This window comes from Lacisediminihabitans changchengi (genome assembly GCF_016634425.1).
In the GTDB taxonomy this organism is placed as follows: Bacteria; Actinomycetota; Actinomycetes; order Actinomycetales; family Microbacteriaceae; genus Lacisediminihabitans; species Lacisediminihabitans changchengi.
Genome location: NZ_JAEPES010000003.1, coordinates 34,026 through 56,917 on the forward strand (window position 1 = coordinate 34,026; position 22,892 = coordinate 56,917).

Below are 22,892 nucleotides of genomic sequence, written 5' to 3' on the forward strand. Positions count from 1 at the left end.
GGGTGTCGGACTGAACGCCGGTCAGTCGTCAACGATTGTGCCGCTCATTTGATTATTGAAGTCGATCTCTAGACGAATCGAGCTTCCGTGCCGGAACAACCGTGTGTCGCGAGCGGGCGTGGTCCCGTCTGGTGGCGTTGTCACCGACTGACGGAGGCCGAGAACCTGGCCGTTCAAGAGCTGGTCGGGCAGTCGGCCAACGGGCAGTGTGGGGTATGGCGCGATTTCGACATCGGTCCCAGCGAAGTGCTCCATAGCGGCAACATGAAACAGCGCCCCATAGACGTTCGCCATCATCCAAGCTTCAGCCAGAACTGATGGGACGTCGATTCGAAGGGTCGTCACCTCCAGCCCGAGCTTCGGCTTACCGTTAGGGCGACCGAGGTATGTCACAAGAGGGCGGTCGAATACGGGAATGGAGTTCTTGAGCGCGGTCAACGAGATATCTCCGCCACCTTCGGGGATCGCATCTGCCGGTATGAATTCCAGCCGCAGATCGTCACGGCCTCTGACAGCTAGACCGTGCTTGAACTTGTTGTGGGCTGTATTCGTTGTCAGTTCCTCATCGGTGAGCAACTTGATGGCGTGATTGGTCCAGGCCAGTGCGTTCGTCACTGCTCCACGCGATGCCTCCGAGTCGTCAATCCCGGTGGCGAGAAAGAGCGGAGCGAATAGGCCTTGGTCTGTGTTCATGCACTCGGCGAGTTGCTTGACCACGTCCAGAAGGTTGATCGGGCCAGCAGCGATCGCTCGCCAAATGCAGCGGGCGTCGCCTGTCGGTTCCGCGAACACGGTCAGGGCATGAAGGAATCGGATTAGACCCTCGGCAACGTGGTGACGAAGAGTGAAGGCATCGGCGGCGACCTGGAGCCTGCGGTCTCGTTCGTCAAACTCAAGAACACGGTTCGTGTCAGACAGATTCAGGACCCCGAAGAACTTTTCGGCCGCCTTCGCATTGGCCTGGGCCGGCCCATCTTCAGCGTCGAGCAGCGAACTGATTCGCGAGTTGAAATATTGAAACGGCCGCGAAGTAAAAAACTCATCGTCTAGGACCTTTGCCTGCGACAGGTTTAGGTTCCGTCCCTCTGGCCTAATGTTCAACATCTTCTAATGATGGCCGTCCTCGACGGGGGACCGCAGCTCCTGCGTCGCCACACCTGGCTACGACCGCTACAAACAGTTCAACCAGGGCACGTCGACGAATGCGCCGACAGCTTGGGCTAAGAACGAGTTACGCAGCCACCGGCACCAATCCCTGTAGAAAAGTCCGCAGATCGCTCTGATTCAACGACAGCTCTGTTGCCGCGTCGCGGAGGCTCACTTTAACGGTCTTACCGAATAGGACCTTCTTCAGGAGCTTCGACGTCTCGGGGACGATGCCTCCGGGCTCGCGCGAGCGGTAACCGAGATCCGACAGCGTCACGCACATGGTGCGGTATTGCCAGTCATTCAGGAGGTCAAGGGCGTGCAGTCGGTGGGTCATCGCCATCGCAGAGACCTTCCAGAACGATCGAGCCAGCAAGATGCGGTCGAGGCTGGCCGCCCCCATATTTTGGGCAAGAACCCCTTCGGTGGGCATCAGGAAGTTGGAGGCGAACTGGTTGGCTTCCGCCTCGCGCTCCTTCGAATCGCTGGTACGCATCTCGAGGTCGCTGTGGAGAACCAGATGCCCCAGTTCATGTGCGGCATCGAAGCGCTGTCGCTCTGCAGACTTCGAGGTATTCAGGAACACATACGGAATGCTGTCGCGGAGGAAGCAGAAGGCGTCGACGTCGCGGAAGTCGTGAGAGAGCGCGACGACGCGGACCCCCTTCGATTCGAGGAGGTGCACCATGTTCGAGATCGGACGGTCTCCGAGATCCCACTGGCGCCGAAGTAGCTCAGCCGCTCGCGCGGGCGAGAGCTTGTCCAGTGTCGGGATGGTCACGTTAGGCAACGTGAACTTCTCCTCGACGAGGCCAAAGAACTCAACCGCCAGGGTGGCTGAGGCGAGCACAGCGTTGCGCGTGGTCGCCGTGGTCTTGCTCAGCTTGCGGAAGCTTGCGGCCTCGACCTCGATAGGATCAGCGCCTTCGCGAGCGAAAAACGTGACCGAGACGTTGAGCGCCTCAGCGAGCTTGCGCAGGTTGTCTTCGGATGGCTCGGCATCCGGGTCGTTTTCGTAGGTGGTGAGTGAGCGGGCGGACACACCACTTGCTTCGGCGAGTTTTGTAAGACTCAAGCCGAGCCGATGGCGCGCCAGTTGAAGGCGTGATCCGTTGAACATATCCAGATAAAGAAGTTAGTGAAGCCGGCTATGAACGGGGCGTGACGGGGACGTCGAAGTCGTCGTCACCATCGTCAGGCGTTTCGAAGACCGAGAGGTCGCCGTCAAGGTCGAGCGATCGGATCAAGATCCGGCCCGGCCCCCACTCGGTAACCATCCCTGAGGGCGTCATACCCGCAGGCTGAGAAAGCTCGAGGTTGAGCCCGAGCTCCGTGCGCTCGTAGTCAAGCAGCCACAGCGGAGCGTTTAAGGCTGAGGCTGGGAGTGTCGCTTCGACGTTCGCGAGTTCCGGGAGATCGAGCGTCAGATCCGCAGGCTGCGACGGGCCGGCGAGTGACATGCGCGTTGCCGGGCCCTTGCGCCCGGTCCTCGGTTTGCGGCGGTGATCGGCGTCAGCAACGTACTTTGCCGATGAGATGGTGAAACACATGATGCCGTCAGGGTGCAGGAGGCGCGGCTGGTGGTCGACGTAGACGAGGCGCCAACCCTTCGGGGTGAGGATCTGTGAGAACTGTTCCATCGTGTCCTGGTAGACATCGTTCCCCGCGGCATTGCGCAGCGCCAACGGCGAACGATTGCGCGCGTGGGTGAGGCCGGGGCGGAAGGCCGTGTGAACCATTTCGGTCGACAAACCGAACGCGTTCAGGCGGCGCTCCGGATCAGACGAGCTTTCCTCTGCGAAACTGACGTTGGTAACCATGACGCCTCCTTGGTGTTGCGTGAAACGTTACCACAAGTGCGGTCCAAAAACGCGCAACGCGGCTGCGTCGCGGCCGCATCGTCGCCGGACGGGATCTGTCCAGCGGATGCGGGCGCGGATTCGGCCCGATCGATCGAGTGTGTCCTTCGAAAGCCGAACTCCAACGGGCGGCACGTGAAGATGTGTGATGACCATTCGACCGATACTGGGGGAGATCAGGCCCAATGGGACGTCATCGCGGTCGATGGTCCTTCATGGCAAGGAACCGGAGACGGATGCGGGACACCCCTTCAGTCCAGCGTCAATTTGCCCAATTGCAATCGGCCCAATTTAGGGCCGTCGCCCAAAACTAATGCCGTGGACCGGTTAGCTGTCGCTCGACGAAAGAGGTTTAGTGTGCTGTTTCTTGACGATGCGAAACGAACCGCTACATGACGCGTGTCGACCGACGGCTGGCGGACTCCATGCCGCCGGTACGCTTGTTCGATGACTGGCGCGTTCTCGTGGGTGGACCTTGCGGCTTTGGTAGTTGCAGTGGCTGCGCTCGGCGTCACGGTGGCCATCTTTGTCCTCGGACGACGTCTGTCATTCCGACAACAGCGCGAGCGCGTTCGCGAGCTTGAAGCGAAGGCGCGGGAGGTGCTCGGCCCGATCCGTACCGAGGGTCTGAACAGCAAGGTCATCGTGATGAATGTGGCTCGCTACAAGCGCGGGTACGACGGCAGCAACAAGATGACCTGGCGAGGCTACGCCTTCACGGGGCCGGAATTTATCGAGATCGATCACGGTGGTGTCGAAGTGATAACGCGGGGGATTCAGAGCTATTTCGACATGGGTAACCGCCGCGCACTGACAGAGACGAGCAAGCCCGCACCGAACGTTATCGAGTCCGGACACATCCCGTGGGATTGGATCGAAGACATTGCTCCCGATGGTGACGAGTTTGACGGCTCAGCGATCTTCTTCGTCCGTCACCGCGCATCGGGCCGGCAGCCGTACGACTACATCACCTACCGTGAAGGCACGCCAGTGCCGTTCGGGCCGAACAACCGTGACTACTACCGCCCGCTTTCGGAACTCGGGACGCGGCGACCGCAGTTCTTTCGGGACTGGTTGCGCTTCGTGTGGTTGCTACGGCAGGAAAAGAAAATGGAAGCAAAGGCGCGACGCGGTTGGGAGCGCTAAGTGCGAACTCCGCAACTCACTGGCGACCCCACAGACGGAGGCGTGGCGTGCATTCTTATCCAGTCTCTCTTAGGGGGTGAAACCATGATTCGAAACAAAGCGCTACAGCTTCGAGGTGTCATCCAACCTCGTTTGTTCCTACTGCTTCTCTGCGCGTGCCTAGGATCAAGCCATGGTGTCCGAAGACGAGAATTCCGACTTTCTACTTCTCTGTCTTGATCCGGACGGCGTCCTTGCCCGCCAGGACGCGATCATCAACGGCCGGGGTCTCCTGCGAGATATCGATGTGATCCTCGAGCGGACGCTCGATGGTGGGGGAGACGGGCGACCATCATTCGCGGTGATGCTCGTTATTCGCGTGGCGGTGTCGCTGGTGGACGGGATCGATACGCTCCTGCCTGGGAACGCGTATGCGGCCAGTGCACTGGTTCGTCAGCTTGTCGAGGTTGAGTACCTCGCCTGGGCGTGTGCCCATGATCCCGACGAGGCGGTCGACTGGCTCAAGTCCGACAGCGAGGCACGGCGCAAGCGCTGGCAGCCTAGGCATCTGCGTGAACGGTCCGCAGGCCATTTCGATACGAAGGATTACGCTGATCACTGCGAGGCGGGCGGGCACCCGACGCCGAGCGGCATACTCACCTTGAATGGAGCGACTCAGGCGAACCCAGAGTTCGTCGCGATGCCCGAGGTCACACGGTACGAGACGGTTCTGCACTTCGTGGCGATCTGCGATTACCTAACCCACGCGCTCCCCGACGACCTTGCGGAGAGCGACTCCCTTCGTTCGCGGGCGCACGCGATCAGCGGTGCATGGCGCAAAGCTGACCCCGTGGCAGCTTGGCGTCCTCCGAAGGCGTAGCGGTATGGACACGGACCGGGACAACGCTTCCAACCTGTCTGTTCAGTGATCTGGGACCAAGGCGACCAGCCACTCCAGGCGGACGCGGAACAGGAGCTCGGCTGCAGGCAGGTACGTCTGGAGAAGTTCACGTACCTCGTAAGGCAAGCGCTGGGGTATTCGCCACGGGTATCGCATCTGCTCGGGCTGTCGAGCGCCTAGCGAGTATGCGATTTCCGTGGTTCTCCCGATCAGCTCATCAATGTCCGTGGCGTCGGTCGCCAGTTCAGCAAGAGTGCCGCGGATATCGGCCCAGGTGTCAGCCTTCGTCGGTTCGGGATTGGGATTGACGATCATGTTCGTCGCGCTCATGTACGCGCATGTCGTGTGGGCTGGTGTGAACCGTGTGGGTGCGACGTAGACGCACTCCTCGAGAAGGGTTCGGGTGTCGCAAAGCGTTTCGAGTTCCGCGTAGGTGTGGCACATCGGCGCGACGTAGCGAACGAGCCCAGAGCCCGTCGTGCGTGCTTCCAGTTGTTCAAGTAACTCATGCTGGGGGAGACTTCCGACGTTGTCGGTTCAGTCGACCTGGAAGCGCCAGTAGGGGCCGCCGAGGTCGTCAAAATACGTGGCGTAGGACCTGTGGAGGTAGTCCGAGCGTTTGAACTGGAAGAAGACGTTGAGCGCCTTCGATGTCACGGCCGCCGTCGGACTGAGGTTCGGGTTCCACACGGGTCTCGACAGGCCCGGAAGCGGTGGGAAGTGCAAGATTCCCCACATTGGATGACTTGGTGGGAGCCATCCGCCGAGATCGAATCCAACTCTCGCTTCGAGAACCTGACCGATTGGTGCCAGTTCGATGCCGCGGTGGTTCCGCTGTGTGAGATCGTCTTGGAAGAAGACGGCGAACTGCGACTCCTCGAACCCTGGTCTCATGCCGCCTCCGATTTGCCGCTGGCTACACCTTAGAACCATGGGAGCGCCTGGGGATGGGCGTCACTGCGCTCATCACACCGTTCAGCGCGCCAGACTCGTTGAACGACCCGCTTGACTTCGACGCGCGACGAGTTCGCAGCGACCGACGTTTCAGAGACACTCCAGCGGCGGCCGAATCCTGGCGGGTCCGGCCTGAGGGACAAGAATGCGGATCACGGTAGACCGCTGAACTGCCGCGCTCGATAGGCTCAGCGCGTGACCGATCCCGGCAGCGATTCCTTGACAGGGATCACGATTCTGCAATTTCCAATGGCGTTCAGCCAGTCGGCCCCGCTGTCGACAGAAGAATTCATTGCGGAAGCAAAAGATCGCGGCCTTTCGATCGACCAGAAAACCCTGCGGGAGCTATACCGCCACGGCGATCTTGCGCCACTACTGGAGATAACAGGGCGACAAGTGAGCGCGGGAATGCGTCCCGCTGAAGACAATCGCACCGGCAGCAACTCTCAGTTCATTCAGTTGGGAAATGCGCTTGATGCCGGCCGCGTTCGTGACCCGGCAGAAAGTCCGTTCGCCCAAAAGTGAGGTTCGACACTAGACGGCTCACCGACAGGCGAGGATGGTCGAACGGTCTTACCTATAGCCGCTAGCAACTCCTGTCTATGCCCGACCTCCGTACTCGTGTCGCCAAGTCGCGCGTTATTGGGTCCTATGGCCACCAGCGGACCGTGCTTCCGCAGCGATCCATAAACGCAGGATCGGCACCAGCCGACTACCGTCGTTGGGCGATAGTTATCGCGGTCCTCGAGGCACGTTACCTGCCGACAATCGGAATCGACTTCCTCGAGCTCAGCAATGTCGATCCGGAGGCATGGCAGAAGTTCCGAGAAGACTTCGACCCAGTGAACACGGCGGCGGCCCTCCAGGTCAGCCCTGACGAGGCGCGCAAGTTCGCCGAGCGGCTGCTGAGCCGCGCCCACACACTTGATCCGACCGGCGACTGGTCCAAACTCATCAGGCGCGCACCAAGTCGAGCGTGGAAGTCGCTGCGGGGCGACGCCCTTGTCGCCTTGGACCATAGGCTTGCGGGCGAGATTCTGTTGACCTTTGTGGAGGACCTCGCGAGTCGAGGCGCAGCGGAAGCGCTCCCGGAAACCAACTCTTTTTCCCGTTCCTGGCATCCGCTCATTGAGCGCATTTCCACTCGACGCGATACCCCGTTGGATGAAATTCTTGGCGACCTTGGAGTATCCCCTCACGCCAATGTCGTTCTCGCGGTTGAGGGAGAGACTGAAGAGATTCTCGTTCCCCGCGTTTTTGACGAGCTTGGGCTACGCCGTTCTCCCGATCTTCTTCGTATCCTGTGCATGCGCACTGAGGGGCGTGACCTCAGCATGGTGATCGCCCTCACGGTTGCTCCCCTTCTTGGCGAGCGGCAAGGCGACAACTACTGGATGATCCGGCCGCCCACCGCAGTGGTGGTCGCCGTGGATCCCGGAGAAGTTTGGGCGACTCAAGCAAAGGTCGAGAAACGACGAAGGAAATGGATCGAGGAAATCCAAAACGTAGTCAAAGCACAGGGCGGCGAAGTCGACGAGACCGAGCTTGAGAAACTGGTCCAGGTGCGTCTGTGGAAGCAGACATGCTTCGAGTTTGAACATTTCACTGATCTGGAACTCGCACAAACGATATCGGTGCTCCACCCCAACTCGGGTGGACTCGACCTTCCCGGTTTGGTCGACCTGACCGCAGCGACGCGCTCAGCCGGCGCCGACATCAAGAAGGTGTGGCACGGCTGGAACCCTCAGATCCGGAAGCCCGAACTCGCCAACGCGCTATGGCCCACGCTGCGCGACAAGATTCATCGCGCGCAAAGGGACCCGGCTGCCGACGTGCCACCGATTGCAGCGGTCGCCCTCGATGCACACGACCTTGCACAATCATTCAACTTCGGCCGCTACGTAATCCGAGCAAAGAGTGACTGACGCCGAATCTCTTGTTCCGATCACTATTCCTCAAAGCACCGCGAGTGCGAACATGAGGGGCGTGTGCGGACAGTTCCTACGAAGTCGACCGCGAGTCAACAACTCCCGTGCTGCCGATCCGAGCGATGCAACGCTAATCGCTCCTCATCTCAGCGGTTAGCATCGCCTTCGGGCTCCCAGAAGCTACCCGCGGTGTCGTGCAGACTCTGCTCGGCGAGACTGCGGAACTTTGCCGAGCGGTGGTGTGCCGCGATCACCTGGTCCGCAAGTCCAAATGCGTGACTCTCGGCTACGAACAGTACTCGTTCATGCATCTCAAATGCCGCGAGATTATCGGCCGCCCCAGGATCATCCACGCTAGCGGAGAGATTTTCATGCCAGGACACACCGAACTTGCGCTGCAGATGCCAGTCGAGCGCGTCGTGGAGCCCGATGTCTTCAAAGTCGGTGGAGAACAAGGTTCGGGTCAGTGTGAACGCCCAGAGTGGATCCCCGTCCTGCGCGTAGTGGAAATGAAAGCATGCGGAGAACACCGCAGCGTATAGATCTCCCACCGTCCAGGCTGGGGCAACCACGTATCGGACGCCACGTACGAGCAGGGCTTCGGCCACAGTAACGGAGCGATGTCGGAGAGCAGTGCGAAGGGATCCCGCTCCGGTCTCGCACGCGCTGAGGAACACAAGCCCTGTCTCGTGCCATTCACCGTGCCCTCTCAGGAGTTCCAAGGCGGTCACCCTGCCCTCCCTGCCGTCGGACACGAGGAGCGCATTCGTGTTCGCTTCACCGTTTCCTTTGCCGTGCCCCGCATAGTGGAAGACATCGGCTCCTGCGCCGGTGACCCCAGACCGAGAGCGGGCGAGTTGTTCGTCTGGATACCACCCTGCAACAAACTCGCGCTCATGATGGACGTACTCAAGCTTGTCCATGGCCTGGATATCTGAGCCGACCAGTATGCGCGCTCGGTGTCGGTGTGGGTTCCCATCCTCGCCAAAAGTGGCACGGGAGCCACCGATCGTAGCGGCCACCGCGGCATTTAGCGACAACGACAGCGACTTCACCACTGGCACGCGAAGCCGCAGGAACGCCTCGTTCAAAGGGCTGGAGGAAACCACAGCCCCAGGCGACAGATAAACCTTCCGGAAGTTCTGAAACGAGTCCGAGTTGCGCATCAGGCATTCGCTCAATGCGGCGACAAGTTCCTCGACCGTGTCTCTGGCTTCGGGTGACCTACGGACGCGATGCGCAGCTCGGTCTGCTGCGTGCTTGTCCAGAAGGCGACTCACTTCAGGCCCGAGGTCGAGATGGAGCCTGAAGTCAAAGTTCGATGTCACGCCTCGAAGCTCGAGCGCATCCCGTGCTGAGCTAAGGTCAACCAGCAGGAAGAGCTCATCGGGATCGAGAAAAGTGGCTGGATCGAATGTCACCGCGCGTGGTTCGTGCATGACCTCAGGTAGCCAGGTGAGCGGGTGGTCGCCGCTCTCGCCCAAATCGACCCAGCGGGCGCACGCATCCTCAAACTGCGCGATCTCTTGCTCGTCCCCCGGCCGTAGCTGTCGCTTGTCCAGGGCGTATGCGAGATTCCTCAACGAGGGTGTGAGCGCCCAGATATCGGAGTGTCGTTGCTGGTCGAGCTCTGGGAGTTCGCCTAAAGGAACACTCTGCGTTCCGTAGCGAGCGAATTTACTCACAGCCGTAAGAAGGTCTTCCGCCATGCTCGGGTCAGCGGAGCCTAAACATGCTGTTGAAGACTCGAGAAGTGTTGGGTCTTGCCCGGACGCATCCCAGACTTCAATGCGGAACACTCCGATGAGTGAAGCAACTGCTGCTCCCTGTGCGTTCGAAGCGATCTGAAGCGGCGCTGTGAACACCTTGCCGTGGCCACCGTCGGGCGGGATTGCGATGAAACCGACTCCGAGCTCTCCGGTGATGACGCCATACGCTTGCCCAGTCAGGGCCAGCGTGTTCCTGATATGGCGAATATCGGTATGGTCGGCCGCGAGAAGGTATCGAGCAAGCAAGCCCGACGCGCGGAATTCGCTTAATTGCCCAACGCGCGCGGCCTGCGCCGCAGCGTCCGCACCCTCCTTGAAAACCGACACCGCGATCTCCGGACCATCCCCATCGAGCCGTAGCCAGGCCTCACGCATTGGCTCCTCAACGAACTGTCGTGAATTAACCAGCATCTCGAACTCTTCGCGCGGCCATGAATCGACAACCTCGAGCGCCGCGAGGTGAGGTTCGAGCACCGCCGCGATGTCGGTCACTAGTGTCACCAGATCACCGGCTCGGTCGGTGGCCACTGGGGTGGCGGCGAGATCGCTGAGAACGGTCTCGACTGAACAACTCCGGTCGAGTGGTGCGATCGCGTCGACTAGATCGGCGATGTCATCAACAGCCACGCCGAGCAAGTAGGCAATGTGAATCAGGCTCAGTTCTGTCACGTTGCGACCTGGTTTCGGCCCGTAGATCTTCCTAAGTCGAACCAATGCTGCTTGAGTCATGACGCAATGTTCTCACTCAGCTGACCGCCCGTTCGAGCGCGCGCTATTCTGCGTCAAATCGGCGCATTGATCGTGTGCCCGTACGGTGAAGTACGAGATGCTCAGCGAATCGACAGGGGGGACCACAAGGGGACCAGAATAATGCAAACCGTGCAATGCATGACGTGAATTGAGGCGCTCCGCGCAGCGCTGCGCCCCGGAAAATCAACGATTCGGACTTTTGGGGCTACCTGGGGGTCAGGGGGTCGCAGGTTCAAATCCTGTCAGCCCGACAAAAGGCGAGTGCTATTTACTGTAGAAAGTACTCGTCAAAATCAAAACGCCCTCGAGCTTGCTCGGGGGCGTTTTGTGTTTTCTGGGCTCGGGCAAGGTCGGAGCTTACGATGTTCGGGGCGTGCGCGTCCGACTCGGCGGTTAAACGGCGATAGCGCCTGTTTTCCAGGCGCGCCGAATTGACTCGTGCTGCGGAGTGAGATGGGGCTGAGAGCGGGGCAGGCCGCGACTTACCGTCGAAGCGGCGAGGGTAGTTTGCCTTCGCGTCGAAGTTCGAGGATTGACACACCGACCAGGTCCTCTGCTGGGAACACAGTCGCCACACGCGCCACTCCGACGCGGCGATACCGGCTTCGGCCTCGATCTCGTTAGCGATGAACCGATACCCGAACCCGGGTTCGTCGCCGTGAATGTCGATCGCGGCGTTGATCAGGTGGGCGTTATCCCAGTCCCGCCTCGACACCGGGTCGGCCCGCCAGGCGAAATACGACTGCTTCGACAAGCCCAGCACCCGGCAGGTCACCGCGACCGTAATCTTCCGGTCGTCGGCCAACTCAACGACCAGCGGGTACATCATTTTGGGAGCGACGCCTGCGACAGATACGCGGCCGCCCCGCGCAGGATCTCGTTCCCCTGCTCCAGCAGCTGGATCCGTTTCCTCGCCTCCCGCAGTTCGGTGGCATCAGCTTGGGTCACGCCCGGCCGGTTGCCGTCTTCGATATCGGCCAGTTTCAGCCAGCGTTGCAGACCCGATTCGGAGATCCCGAAATCCTTCGCCACCTGGGCGATCGGTGCTTCGTTCTTCCGGGCGACGGCGACCACTTCGCGGCGGAACTCGAGGGGGAAAGCTTTTGGCACGGTGAACATCCTCCCGTGAGAACCGAAATACTCAAAAGTGAGGAATCAGGCGAACCGACAGCAGTCCCGTCTGGCTCCGTCACGGTCGAGGAGTGACGAGACTCGCTGATCCCGTTGGGATGCCGCGCGTAGAACCGAGACGCGATGGGTTCAGAGCGTTTGTCACGAGACCGAGGGTTCCTCGGCGATAGCGGCATGCGTGTTACCAGCCTCATGCAGCCTTTGGGTCTCGGCAACCTGTCTCGCAAAGGGGCTGGCTCATCGAAGCGGCACTCCGGCTCGATCGATGGCTCGATTCACCGTCGTGTGATGGACGCCAATCTGCGTGGCGAGCTGCGTCGTGGTGCGTCCCGTCTTCTACTGAGTAAGCGTTGCAGACCCCTACCAGCGGCTACGACGACTCGAGATCGGAACCCGCGCCGACCCCGAACTCCAACAACGCGCCACCCTCGCACTCAACCAAATCGACCACCCCAAAGCCGCTCGACACCAGTAGGAGCATCCACGCTAAATGACGCAACCCGCAGTGCATTCGACCGGCTCTTGTCCAGCCCCGCGCCCGGGTCTACAGTGTGAGACGCCAGAAGTATCTCGTTCACCGCTGCCCCGGAGGCGCGTCGTGACCCAGTGGGATGATCTGCCGGATTCCGCCAAGAACGGCGGGGCCCTTTCCGCGCTGGAGGACGCTCTCAAGGCGGGCGGCGCGAACGGTCCAACACCCGACGGCGACTGGAAGGTCTGGTCCAAGACCTACCGCGCTGACAGCCTGCTGACGCTCGGGGGATTCGGCGGTATCCCTGGCGGTGGTACGCCCATCGAGTTTCGCGACCCGAACCTCACGATCGAGATCGGGCTGCACCAAACTTCGGGCACCGATGACGGAGGCTGGCGCGTAGTTCTGACGAGCCCCGTCGTTGCGGTGCACCTGCCGTTCCTCAGCCCCGCCAAATACGACGAGCCCAACGCCCGGTTGCTGCCCGACCCGAGCATCGACCACGTGTCGATGCTCGTCGGTGGGCTGAAACTGAGGCTCATGCAGCTGTCGGGCCAGTCCGTGCAGTTCGACTTCCTCTCCGCGTCCACCACCGGCAACCCCGTCGACCAGATCTACGACCTCGTCCGGATGGAGCCGCCTTACGCGACCGTCGGCCCCGAAGCGACCGTGGGCATCGGGTTCCGTGCGGCCGTCCTCGACCTGAGTTCGGAAGCCGGCCCATCGGGGCTCCCCGCCGGCGCACGGGCGATGCCCAACGCGTGGCAGGGTTTCTACCTGCCCGAGGTGCGGGTGTTCGTGCAGCCGCCCGGGCTCGAGGACCTCTACATCACCACGGCCGCGCGCGACCTGTACATCGGCGTCGGCGCTAGCGCCGGGCTCACCGCGATCTTCGAGGCCGAAGTGGTGAACATCGCCGAGCTCACCGTCTCGGCACACGTCCTAACCAAGGCAGGGAAGTACATCCCGGTCACTATCGCCGACCCGACCGCCGACCCCGCCCACGGCACCGCCACAGTGCCCGCCGACGCGACGCTGTTCGTCGACACCCACGGCGGGTCAGGCTCGAACACGGTCACGATCGCCCCCGACAACGCGTCGATCGTGATGGGGACCCGCGCCAACATCACCACCGACGCCGACGGCACCACCATCCAGGTCACGGTCTCGGATGCCGCGGCTGGCATCACCAAGCACCTCACCGTCACGACCACCCTCAATACTTCCGCGGCCGGCGACGGAGGCGGCGGGGTCACCGCGCTCTCGATCACACCGACGAGCACTCTCGTGCCGTATCGGATGGTCGCCGACTCGCTCGATCCGGCCGTCGTTCGACTCGAACCGGCACCACCCGTGACCGCGACGATCGCGTGGACGAGCTCGACGGTGCCGATCATCGGCGACAGCGACAAGTCCTCGGTGACGCTCGATGTCTCGGCACTTACCCCGACGCATCCGCTCTCCAGCCAGCTCGTGGTCACCGTCAGCGGAGGCTCCGCTGTGGTGAGCGATTGCTACTTCGTCTTCGACCACCCCACGCCCGCCGAGCTCGCCACGCCCACCTGGGCGCGCAACCCCGACAACACCCGCGACCAGAAGTCGCCCGCGCGCGACCAGCACGCGCCATCCCGCAGCTACATCGATGCGGCGACCGACCTCGCCAGCTACCTTGACCACGACACCGAACTGACCGTCGACGGGTACGCGTCGTACGAGAACGAGCAGGCCCAGTACAACCACGACCTCAGCGATCGCCGCCTGCAGGCGGCGCTCGCCATCCTGCACGACGCCGGGTTCAGCAAGGCGAAGGCGGGCACGGCGTTCGGGGCGGCCAACGCGCACGCGAGCACGAACCCCCGCACCGACACCGCGCCCCCGCCTACGACACCCGCACCACCGGCCGAGACCGACGGATTCTGGTGGCTCGCGCGGGCGTGGGCCCCGGGCGCACCGGCTGCCAACGTCACCGCGAACCTCGATGTGACGCGGCAGGAGTGGGGCGGCGACAACACGCAGAAGGACGTGACCCCGCTCAAGCAGCCGCAGCCCAGCTGCTTCCGCCGCATCGGCGTACGCGTCGAGATCCTGCGTGACACCTTCATCCGCGCCGAGGTGTGGGGCGAGTTCGACTTCTCCAAGGCCGCCGATCAGAGCAAGCCCGGACTCGGGCTCACCGATGCCCAGCACGACGACAACCCCGCAGATGGCATCGTCGACTTCCTCGTGCGTCTGCGGATCAGCGAAGACCGCCAGTCGTGGGAGGTGGATGCCGAGTTCCGCGCACACGACAAGGACAAGGACGGCCTCTATCAGCGCAAACGCGGCGACGGCATCCCCGATCTCGTCCTCGACGCCGTCGGTGCGCTCGCGGTGCTCGCCCCGCTCGCCGCCGCCGCGAGCAGCCTCTCGCCCGCCGGCGGGGGCGTCGTGGCGCTCGGGGCCGTCGCGATCGGGGCGGCGGGCGTTCTCGAGACGCAGAAGCTGACCCTTTACGGCGGCGAACTGGTCGTCGCCGACGGGATCGTCAGCGCGGACGGATCGACGGGGGATGCCTCGGCGGGCAGCAAAGTTGCCGTCTTCTTCGACGTCGAGACCAGCTTCTCGTTCGATCTCAAGATCATCCGCACCGCCGACGGCAAGCCGATGAGCGCGCGGTACAAGGCGATCGGGGTGGCCGGGCAATGGGGGAGCGCGGCGAACCCTGACTTCCGCCCGCTTGCCGTCTTCGACCCGGCCAAGGGATATACGATCGACGCGCCCGACGGGTCGCTCGTCGCGACGCCGCCGCTCGACGAGATCCTGCGCATCTTCGGCTTCAAGGTCAGCCGCGACAACCCGATGTTCGTCGAAGTGCAGTTCGGTATCGGCCTCGAGCTCGGCATCGTCACCATCGACACCGCTACGGTGCGCGCAGACTTCCACGGCAGTGGCGCCCCCGACATCAGCATCTCGCGCCTGTCGGCCACCCTCGACGTGCCGGGCGTCCTGCACGGCACCGGGTACGTCGCCATCTCGGATGCGCAGATCAGCGGCGGCTTCGACGTCTCGGTGACGTCGGTCAACATCCGCATCTCGGCCACCCTCACCATCCACCCCGACCCCGACGGTGGACCGGCGATCGGCATCCTGTTCGGCGCCGCGGTGGAATTCCCTGCGCCGATCCTGCTCGGCGCGTCCGGCCTCGGCATCTACGGCTTCCTCGGCGGGATGGGCATCAACTTCGCCCGCAGCTACGACGAGACCGCCGAGCTGCCCGCGCTCGACTGGGCCATCACTCACCTGAAGAACGATGACCTGTTCACCGACCAGGCATGGCACTACCAGAAGGATGCGTACTCGTTCGGCGCTGGCCTCGTGCTCGGCACCGCCGACGGTGGATTCACGCTCAACCTCAAGGGCGTGCTGCTGATCTCGACGCCCGGCCCCGACATCACGCTGCTCGCCCTCGCCAACGTCTTCTCCCCGACCCTGCCCGAGCTCGGCGGCGACACCAGCGCGACGATCATCGCGGTCATCGACCTCGACTTCGGCCGCGGGACCGTGCTCGTCGCGCTCCGCATCGAGTACGCGATCGGGGCGCTCCTGTCGATCAAGATTCCCGTCACCGCCTTCTTCGACACGAATGACACCTCGCACTGGTACGTCGAGCTCGGCAACTACGAGCACCCGGCCACGGTCAGGGTGTTCGATTCGTTCACCGGTTCGGGCTACCTCGAGGTGCATGGCGACGGGCTGAGCCTGCCGACCGACCCGCCGCTCAGCTCGGGCGGCCTGGTATTCGCCGCCGGCTTCCACATCGAGGCCGTCCTGATGGGCAGCGAGACGATCGGCCTCTACTTTAAGGCAGCCGCCGGCTTCGACGCGCTGTTCTCGCCAGACCCGCTGTATGTCGGCGGAATCATCGAGGTCAGCGGCGAGCTGCGCCTGTGGATCATCAGCATCTCCGCCAGCGCCAAGCTCGTCATCATCTACAAGGATGCGACCGGCGAGCTGTACGTGCACGGCGAGGTGCACGGCAAAGTCGACTTCTTCTTCTTCAGCGTCGAGGGCTCCGTCGAACTGACCATCGGGACCAAGCCGGGCGCAGAGCCGCCGCCTGTGCAGGACCTCGTCACCGGCGTCGGACTCGTAACACGCACAATCCACGTGCTGCTCGAGGGCGCCGCCGTCGGCGAGCCCGTTGACGGCGTGCTCGCGAAGGCCGCCGAGAGCGGGAACGCGCCGGTCGACGTGCCGATCGATGCGATCCCGGTGCTGTCGTTCCTCACCCTCGCCAAGACCGACCAGGCGAACATCCTCGGCGGGGTACTCGGCTCATACGCGGGCGCCCCCGCCAACCCGTGGATGCAGCTCGGCGACCATTGGTGGCGGTACGAGGTCACCGCCGTGCGGCTCACCGGGGGAGTGCTCATCCCGCCCACGCCGGCCGGCGGGTCGGCGGCAAGCGTGTGGTGGGTGCAGAAGAACGACGCGCAGGCGACGTCGCTGCAGCTGGCACTGCTGAACTGGACGCCCGATCCGCATCCGGCCGCCGTGCCGTACGGCGAGGCGCTGACCACGACCGTCGACCACCGGTGGGGCACGATCTGCAGCACGGCGGCAGAGCCGGCGAGCGTGCTGTGGACGTTTGACGAGCAGCCGCTCGGTCCGAGCCCCACGGGGTGGGTGCTCACAGGCATCGCCTGGCCAGACGCCCCTGGCACCATCCGGACAACTCCGGTGCGCACCCGGATGACCGTGACCGAGCCGTGGCGGATCGCACCCGCCGTCGACGCACTGCAGGGCACCGACCCCGCGATCGTCCTCGGCGACGCCGTGGCCTGCTACAACCCGTCGATCCGCGACCCGAAGACCTCGCTCTCGCAGTGGTCGAAGGGACAGGCGACGGAGTTCAGCGCGCGCGGCTGGCTCACCGGCGCCGCGGCGTTCACCGCCCTCGACGCGTACGTGGCTGCCGGTGGGTCGCTCTACGACTTCCCCGCCGCGCGGCAGGCGACGGCGTGGGACCCCGCGACAGTGTCGGCGTTCGCACGCGCTGCGGCGGCGACGGGTTCGCGCCAGATCGTGCAGGATGCCGGATGCTTCGGCGAGCTGCTGCGCTCGCCGCTCCACGATCTCGCCGAACCCGCCCCGGGCGGAGGCGAGCTGGAGCGCAAGCTCGTCGAGGAGACCTGGGCGGCATCCGGGTTCACGCCCGATCCGCTGGCCGACGCCGTCGCATTCACCGCGGGCGCTGCCGCGGACGCCGACGGGTTCGAGGACTTCGGCGTGCTGATGCTGATGCCGCGGATCGGACTCAAGTACGGCCTGACGGTGTCGGCGCGCACGGCCGATGGGTCCGAGATCGAGACGCACCGCGTGAACGGCCAGGATCTGGTGCCATCGCCTGTGCCGATCCCGGGCCGCTGGCTCGACGCCGAAGGATCGTGGGCCGACCCGGTGAGCCGGGCCGGGCACCTCGCCGGGCGACTGATCTCGACCGAGAAGCTCGTGGCGGTGTACGTGCGACTTGACGGGCTCGGCGGCAAGGCGGCGCACGTCGTGACCGGCTGGGACCGCCGCCGCAGTAAGGCACCGTTCCCGGCCTACTACGTCGTCGCGGTCGAGGCGCTGCTCGCCTCCGAGACCCGCCGGTATGACTGGGACACGACGACGCTGAACAACGATCAGCAGGCGCTGAACACCGCCCTCACGCAGGCGGCCGGCAGCGAGCCGCTGCTGACGCCCGACACGACGTACGCTGTCGAGATCGACTGGCAGGCGACCTGGGTGCCGGTCACTGGCGACGACCACAGCCCGCCGCAGGGTCAGCCTCCCGCTCCGACGCTGACGCCCGCCGACCTTCCGAACGACCACACGTCGACCAAGACGCAGAGCTTCCGCTTCCACACAAAGGCACAGGCGAACGTGCCCTCCGACGTCGTGTCCGACCTCTCGCCGTGGGTGCTCGGCACCATTCCCGCGAAGGACGAGACCGGGGTCTTCACGCATGCCGGGGTGAGCCTCACCTTCTCGTCGCAGCGGGTGGCTGCCCTGTTCGACGCGTACGACCTCGAGCTCTATGCCGTGGTGCACTCCTCCTCGGGCATCCACCCCCGACTCGCCGATCAGCCCGATAATCCCGTGCCGCAGGTGCCGCTGGTCGGTGGGTCGGCCTACGCCACCACGATCGATCCGTACGGGGTCACGTCGCCCTGGCGCGAGGCCGCCGAGGACCTCGCGGCGAACCTCGGATGCCTCGACGAGTCGCGATTCGACCACAGCACGTTCACCGTGACGCTGCCGTACGAGTTCGAGCCGCTCACCGAGTACCTGCTCGACGTGCACGCGCGCAACAAGGGCGCCGGCGGCACGGGCGACATCGTGTACCGGGTCCCGTTCCGCACCGGCCGGTTCGCCGATGCCGCCGAACTCGCGTCGTTCGTCGGCAGCTCGCGCGGCGAAGGCCGCGGCATCCTCACCCCCTCGGCGTTCGCCCCGCTCGTCGGCAGCGTGCCCGGCACGGTGCTCGACGACGCGTTCGAGCACGCCGGGCTCGGCGCCCCCCAGGTTCCGGCCTTCCCGGCGCTGCAGGTGCTGTGGAGCACCGACACGGTGCCTCAACCGATCGCGGTGGTCGTCGAGTCGAGTGAAGCAATTGTGCGCTCGCGGGCGACGCCGCAGAAGGTGGATGCCGCGCCCACCGACGCCGACCCGACACACCACTACTGGGCGAGCGTGCCCTGGACATGGCTAAAGGTCGGACCCGCGATCTCGCCCGCCCCACCCGGATTGCCGGACGCCCCGGTGACCCGCATCGCAACGGGCCCGGGCGGCACGCGCGCAATCGTCTTCCTCGGTCCGAACGCCCGCGGCACGAGACTCCGAGTCGACCTCGTCACCGACCTCGACGGACCCGCGGGATCCACCGAGGCGCGCACTCCGCTGCTGTCGGTCGCGCTCGTCACCGCACCGTGGGAGGAGGAGGACTGATGGCGCGCATCGCGAACCCCGGGTACTTCCGCGCCGAAGCTGTCGGCATCGACTGGGCCTCGGTCGCCAAGTCGCACGGGCAGCAGCTACCGGACGCCGGCGACTCCCGCGGGCTCACCCTGCGACTGGCGTGGGCGTGCCACAGCGACCTCGGCGTGCCGCACGGGGTGTTCACCGTGTGGCGGCGGCAGCCGAAGCCGGCGGATGCGCGTGCGGTCGAGGTCGCCGCACAGTCCACCGGCGACGGATCGCTGCGGGTGGACTGGGGCACGCCTGCGGGGCGCGTCGTCATCGACTGCGCTGTGGTCGACCCGTCGCGACCGGTCGTCGTGCGCCTGTGCTGGCGCACCGGCTCGAAGGAGTCCGTCACTACCGTCGGCGTGTCGGGCACGGGCAGCGCGACCGCGCACATCGAACTGCGGACGCCCGGCGCGACGTGCGCTCTCGTCACCAACGCGTTCGATCCGGTCGCCCGCATCGTCTCCCTCGACGACATCGTCAACGCACCCGACTGGGAGCCCCTCGAGTACGTCGGGCTGCCGGTCCCGAATACCGGTATCGCCGGCACCGACTATGACGGCTACAAGCAAGGCTTTGTTACCGGGACGATGCCAGCACAGGATGCCGCCCTCGACCGCTGGACCCGCGGCGCTCCGCCGGTGGGATGGCCGATGACGCTGCCGTCCGGCGTCGTCGCGCCGACCTGGCAGGCGCCGGATGCGAAGGCGTTCGTGGCTCGGATCGCCGCCGAGTTGCTCGACAGGATCGCAGGCCTGTACGCGCCGGGGCTCGCCGAGAACGCACAGGCGGGAGTGACGAGCCCTACCCCGGTGGCGGGCCCGCCGGGTGCGGGGCAGCCGGCATCTATCGACGCCGCCCCATGGCCGCTGCTTTCGATTCCGGCCGTGAGCGATCCGTTCGCCAACCTGGCCCTCGGGTTCGGTACGGCATACCCGTTCCGCACCGGCAGCCGAGCCATCGCGCAACTGCCGGCGCCGGAGTTCCTCGTTACCGCGAAGTATGCCGAAGGCCCGGTGTTCCGGGCGAGCGGGCCCGGGTGGAACGTCGAGATCCCGCTGCCGGCGGGGGAGTACGCCGCGTATGCCCCACCCGTCATGCACGCGCAGACCCCCGGACCGCTGCCCTTCGTGTCGACGCGCTACTCGCTGCAGCCACCCACGTTCATCGACGCCCCGTGGCGCGAGAACGTGCGGTCGACATGGCCGCCACTGCCCGCCGACGCGGGCACCGTGCACGTCACGCAGTTCGCGACGGTGCGCACTCCCCTCGCGACGGGAGTGGCCGAGCCGCTGTTCGCTTTCGACTCCGACGTCGACGGATGGCGCGTGCCGAACATCCCGCCCCTCACGCCCGGCGCGACTCTCCTGAGCAGTATCGACCCGGTCGCCGAGATCCCGCTCGGCAGTGGCGGACGCCAGGAGCTGTACGCCGCCGCGCTGTCGGACGTCCACGGCATCTGGTCGCCGTGGAGCGAGACCGTTTATTCCGGTGTCGAACCGGGCGCGACGCCGCCGATGCTTGCGAACCTCAAGCTGCGGACCACCTACACGGGCTCGGTGCTGTGCCCGGCGACGCTCGACGTGGACGTGATCGCCGAGTTCACCGAGCGGTCGACGACCTCCGTCGAGTTCTCCGCCGTGTTTTACCCGATGACCTCGCCGTCGATGCCCCCACCGATGGGGCTCGGCGCCGAGTCGGTGCCGGTCGGTGCGGTGCGTCGCAGCTTCTCGATCTCGTTCACCGGTGATGTACCGACTGGCATCGGATGCGCCGTCGTGCCGCTCGACGAGAACGGCCTGTCGACGCCGGTCGCGGGACCCGGGCAGGGCGAGCCGCGCCGCTTCGGTGTGCGCGTCGGTTTACCGCCTCTCGACTTCTCGACAACCGACCGCTGGGGGGTGGACGTCTGGGCGCGCCGAGCTCTGGCGGTCGGCCCGACTCCCACGGTGTGGTCGCCCGGCGATCCCGCGCGGGCGATGCTCGCGTCGGTCGGCAGCCCTGTGCCGGTAGTCCCGGCGACGATGCCGCTCCCGGGTGTGCCGCTTGCGAGCCTCCCCGACTCAGACGGCCGCTCGCACGTACGGGTGGTGTGGGGAGCGCCCGGGTCGAGCAGCGTCAAGGCGTTCGTGGTGTGGCAGGCGAGCGAGGACTACCTCCGCGAGCGTTGCGGGATCGCCGACCCGGCACCGGATGTGGTGCCCGGCGCGCGACTCGTCGCTGTGCGCCAGCTGCTGATCGACCATCCCGAGCAGTGCCGTCTCGCCTTCCGGCGCGTGCTGGATGTGACCGGCGACCGGCGGGAGGCGGATGTCGCGCTCGCCCGCGGCTCCACCGGCATTCAGTTCTTCGTCGTCACCTCCACGACCCCGAGCGGCGTCGACTCGGCGTGGCCCTACAACTCAGCTGGCCACGACTCCACGCAGGTATTCATCGCACCGCGCGTGCTGCGGCCCGCCCAGCCGCTCGCGCGCCCCGAGATCACTCTCGCGGGGGCGGACGTCGGTCTCGAGGTGCCGAGCGACGTGCCGGTATCCCGCTTTCGCGTCTACCGCACGCACAACTTCGACGCGGCCCGCCGGGCCGACTCGATGGGCGCGCCCGAGTTTGCCACGGCGACCGCGCCCGCCGATCCGCCGCCCCCGGCCGACGTCGACCTCGTCACCGGGCAGCCCGTCTTCCGTGGGCACTGGGCCGGCGCGCTCACCCCGAGCTGGAAGACCTGGTACGTGCGGACTGTGGCCGAGCCTGACACGAGCGGCGTCCCCGAGCGGGGCTGGCGGGGCATCCTGTCGCCGGAGTCCGATATCGTGACAGTGCGCGTTCCGCCCTCGACCCCGCCCGACCTTGATCCTCTCGTCGTCGAGTCGGTGACGCCCGATCACAGCGTGCTTGTAGCGCGCACCTCGACATCGGCACCGATCGCCGACACCGACTTCGGGCCGCACCTGGCCGGGGCGCTGGCGTCTGCCGCGCTCACGGCGGACGGGATGGCCGCGGCATCCCTCACGCCGCTCTCGGGGCTGGCCGCCGCCGATCCGCCGGCACCGGCGGTCGGTGTCGCAGTGGTTGTGCGCGAGGAACGAAGCGGGGGTCGCACGCCGCTGGCGGTGTGGTTCACGCGGGCCGACCCGGCGCAGCCGGTAGACGTCGGGCTGCGGCTCGTCGATCCGCTCGGACGCGCGGTCGTGCAGCTCGCGACGGTCGCCGGATGGACCGCGCCCACGCCGCCGAACCTCGAGCTCGTCGCGGTGACGCGGGCATCGGCGACCGCTGCCGTCGTCACGGTCTCGAGCACCGAGGAGCGCACCGCGCGGCCGCCGTTCGTGCTCTCCGTCTCGGCGGCGCGCCGGATCATCGCGCGTCCGCCGCTCGGCAGACTCGGGGGGATCGGCGGGATCCGCCCGATCGCGGGGGCCGGCGAAGCGCGCGAGCTGCTCCTCATCCCCGGCTTACCGCTCGGACCGACGCTCACCGCGTCGATCGAGCTGCCTGCCATTCGGCGCGACGGCGGGCTGCCATTCCCGATCCCCTTCCCGCCGCGACCGCCGGCGAGCGGCATCCGCTTCGCCTTCCGTGAAGAAGTCGGACCCGCTCTCTACGACATCTTTATCCCGCTCGCAGCGACGATGTCGGCGACGGTGACACTCACATCGCCGGAGGGGCCGCACACGTCGGTGCGCGCGACGGGATAGTCGGTGACGGCGGTCTCCGGGCGACTTCGCAATCTCGGCAAGACTGGCTGGGAAGCTAAGACCCGCGAACTCATTCGCCTCGCTCGCGACCGTGAACAGGATGGCGACTGGCTGAGGTTTCGACGCCGGACGAGGTTGTAGTGCTCGATGTAACGCTCGACGACGCGATCGC

14 protein-coding genes are annotated in these 22,892 nt (G+C 65.1%); 6 read left to right on the forward strand and 8 right to left on the reverse strand.

The features are described from left to right. Positions 1–21 precede the first annotated feature (21 nt). The 3 genes from IV501_RS08530 to IV501_RS08540 form a co-directional block, all read right to left on the reverse strand. Positions 22–1,104, reverse strand: a complete 1,083-nt coding sequence (locus IV501_RS08530; protein ID WP_200556246.1) for a hypothetical protein — start codon at positions 1,102–1,104, stop codon at positions 22–24. A 127-nt stretch (positions 1,105–1,231) separates the two neighbouring features. Then, positions 1,232–2,266 (reverse strand): XRE family transcriptional regulator, encoded by a 1,035-nt coding sequence (locus IV501_RS08535; RefSeq protein WP_200556248.1) that lies wholly within the window; start codon positions 2,264–2,266, stop codon positions 1,232–1,234. Between the two features lie 28 nt (positions 2,267–2,294). Next, positions 2,295–2,966, reverse strand: coding sequence for a hypothetical protein (locus IV501_RS08540; RefSeq protein WP_200556250.1), 672 nt, complete (start codon positions 2,964–2,966; stop codon positions 2,295–2,297). Between the two features lie 486 nt (positions 2,967–3,452). Here IV501_RS08540 and IV501_RS08545 point away from each other — a divergent pair, with 486 nt between their 5' ends. Both IV501_RS08545 and IV501_RS08550 read left to right on the forward strand, forming a co-directional pair. Beyond that, complete coding sequence (locus IV501_RS08545) at positions 3,453–4,151, forward strand: hypothetical protein (RefSeq protein ID WP_200556252.1); 699 nt, start codon at positions 3,453–3,455, stop codon at positions 4,149–4,151. 172 nt (positions 4,152–4,323) lie between these two features. Then, the gene (locus tag IV501_RS08550; protein ID WP_200556254.1) at positions 4,324–5,010 is read left to right on the forward strand and encodes a hypothetical protein; all 687 of its coding nucleotides are present in this window, start codon (positions 4,324–4,326) and stop codon (positions 5,008–5,010) included. A gap of 42 nt (positions 5,011–5,052) precedes the next feature. Here the strand turns inward: IV501_RS08550 and IV501_RS08555 are convergent, their stop codons facing one another. Continuing rightward, complete coding sequence (locus IV501_RS08555; RefSeq protein ID WP_200556256.1) at positions 5,053–5,475, reverse strand: hypothetical protein; 423 nt, start codon at positions 5,473–5,475, stop codon at positions 5,053–5,055. Positions 5,476–5,568: 93 nt separating this feature from the next. Beyond that, positions 5,569–5,925 carry a hypothetical protein gene (locus IV501_RS08560; protein WP_200556258.1) on the reverse strand — a complete coding sequence of 119 codons (357 nt, stop codon included), beginning with the start codon at positions 5,923–5,925 and terminating at the stop codon, positions 5,569–5,571. Between the two features lie 255 nt (positions 5,926–6,180). Here IV501_RS08560 and IV501_RS08565 point away from each other — a divergent pair, with 255 nt between their 5' ends. Further along, complete coding sequence (locus IV501_RS08565; RefSeq protein WP_200556260.1) at positions 6,181–6,510, forward strand: hypothetical protein; 330 nt, start codon at positions 6,181–6,183, stop codon at positions 6,508–6,510. Between the two features lie 77 nt (positions 6,511–6,587). Then, positions 6,588–7,910, forward strand: coding sequence for a hypothetical protein (locus IV501_RS08570; RefSeq protein ID WP_200556262.1), 1,323 nt, complete (start codon positions 6,588–6,590; stop codon positions 7,908–7,910). A gap of 149 nt (positions 7,911–8,059) precedes the next feature. Here IV501_RS08570 and IV501_RS08575 read toward each other — a convergent pair whose 3' ends face one another. The 3 genes from IV501_RS08575 to IV501_RS16680 all read right to left on the reverse strand — a co-directional run bounded on the left by IV501_RS08575 (position 8,060) and on the right by IV501_RS16680 (position 11,542). After that, a complete protein-coding gene (locus IV501_RS08575) occupies positions 8,060–10,411 on the reverse strand; it encodes a CHAT domain-containing protein (protein WP_200556264.1) in 2,352 nt (783 codons plus the stop codon). Positions 10,412–10,700: 289 nt separating this feature from the next. Further along, positions 10,701–11,261, reverse strand: a complete 561-nt coding sequence (locus IV501_RS16675; RefSeq protein WP_200556266.1) for a hypothetical protein — start codon at positions 11,259–11,261, stop codon at positions 10,701–10,703. Next, the gene (locus IV501_RS16680; protein ID WP_200556268.1) at positions 11,258–11,542 is read right to left on the reverse strand and encodes a transposase; all 285 of its coding nucleotides are present in this window, start codon (positions 11,540–11,542) and stop codon (positions 11,258–11,260) included. The genes IV501_RS16675 and IV501_RS16680 overlap by 4 nt, the downstream gene beginning before the upstream one ends. Before the next feature lie 619 nt (positions 11,543–12,161). On the opposite strand from IV501_RS16680, the gene IV501_RS08590 reads away from it, so the two are divergent. Both IV501_RS08590 and IV501_RS08595 read left to right on the forward strand, forming a co-directional pair. Then, positions 12,162–19,007, forward strand: a complete 6,846-nt coding sequence (locus tag IV501_RS08590; RefSeq protein ID WP_200556270.1) for a hypothetical protein — start codon at positions 12,162–12,164, stop codon at positions 19,005–19,007. Continuing rightward, a complete protein-coding gene (locus IV501_RS08595; RefSeq protein ID WP_200556272.1) occupies positions 19,007–22,720 on the forward strand; it encodes a hypothetical protein in 3,714 nt (1,237 codons plus the stop codon). The genes IV501_RS08590 and IV501_RS08595 overlap by 1 nt, the downstream gene beginning before the upstream one ends. Positions 22,721–22,892 lie beyond the last annotated feature (172 nt).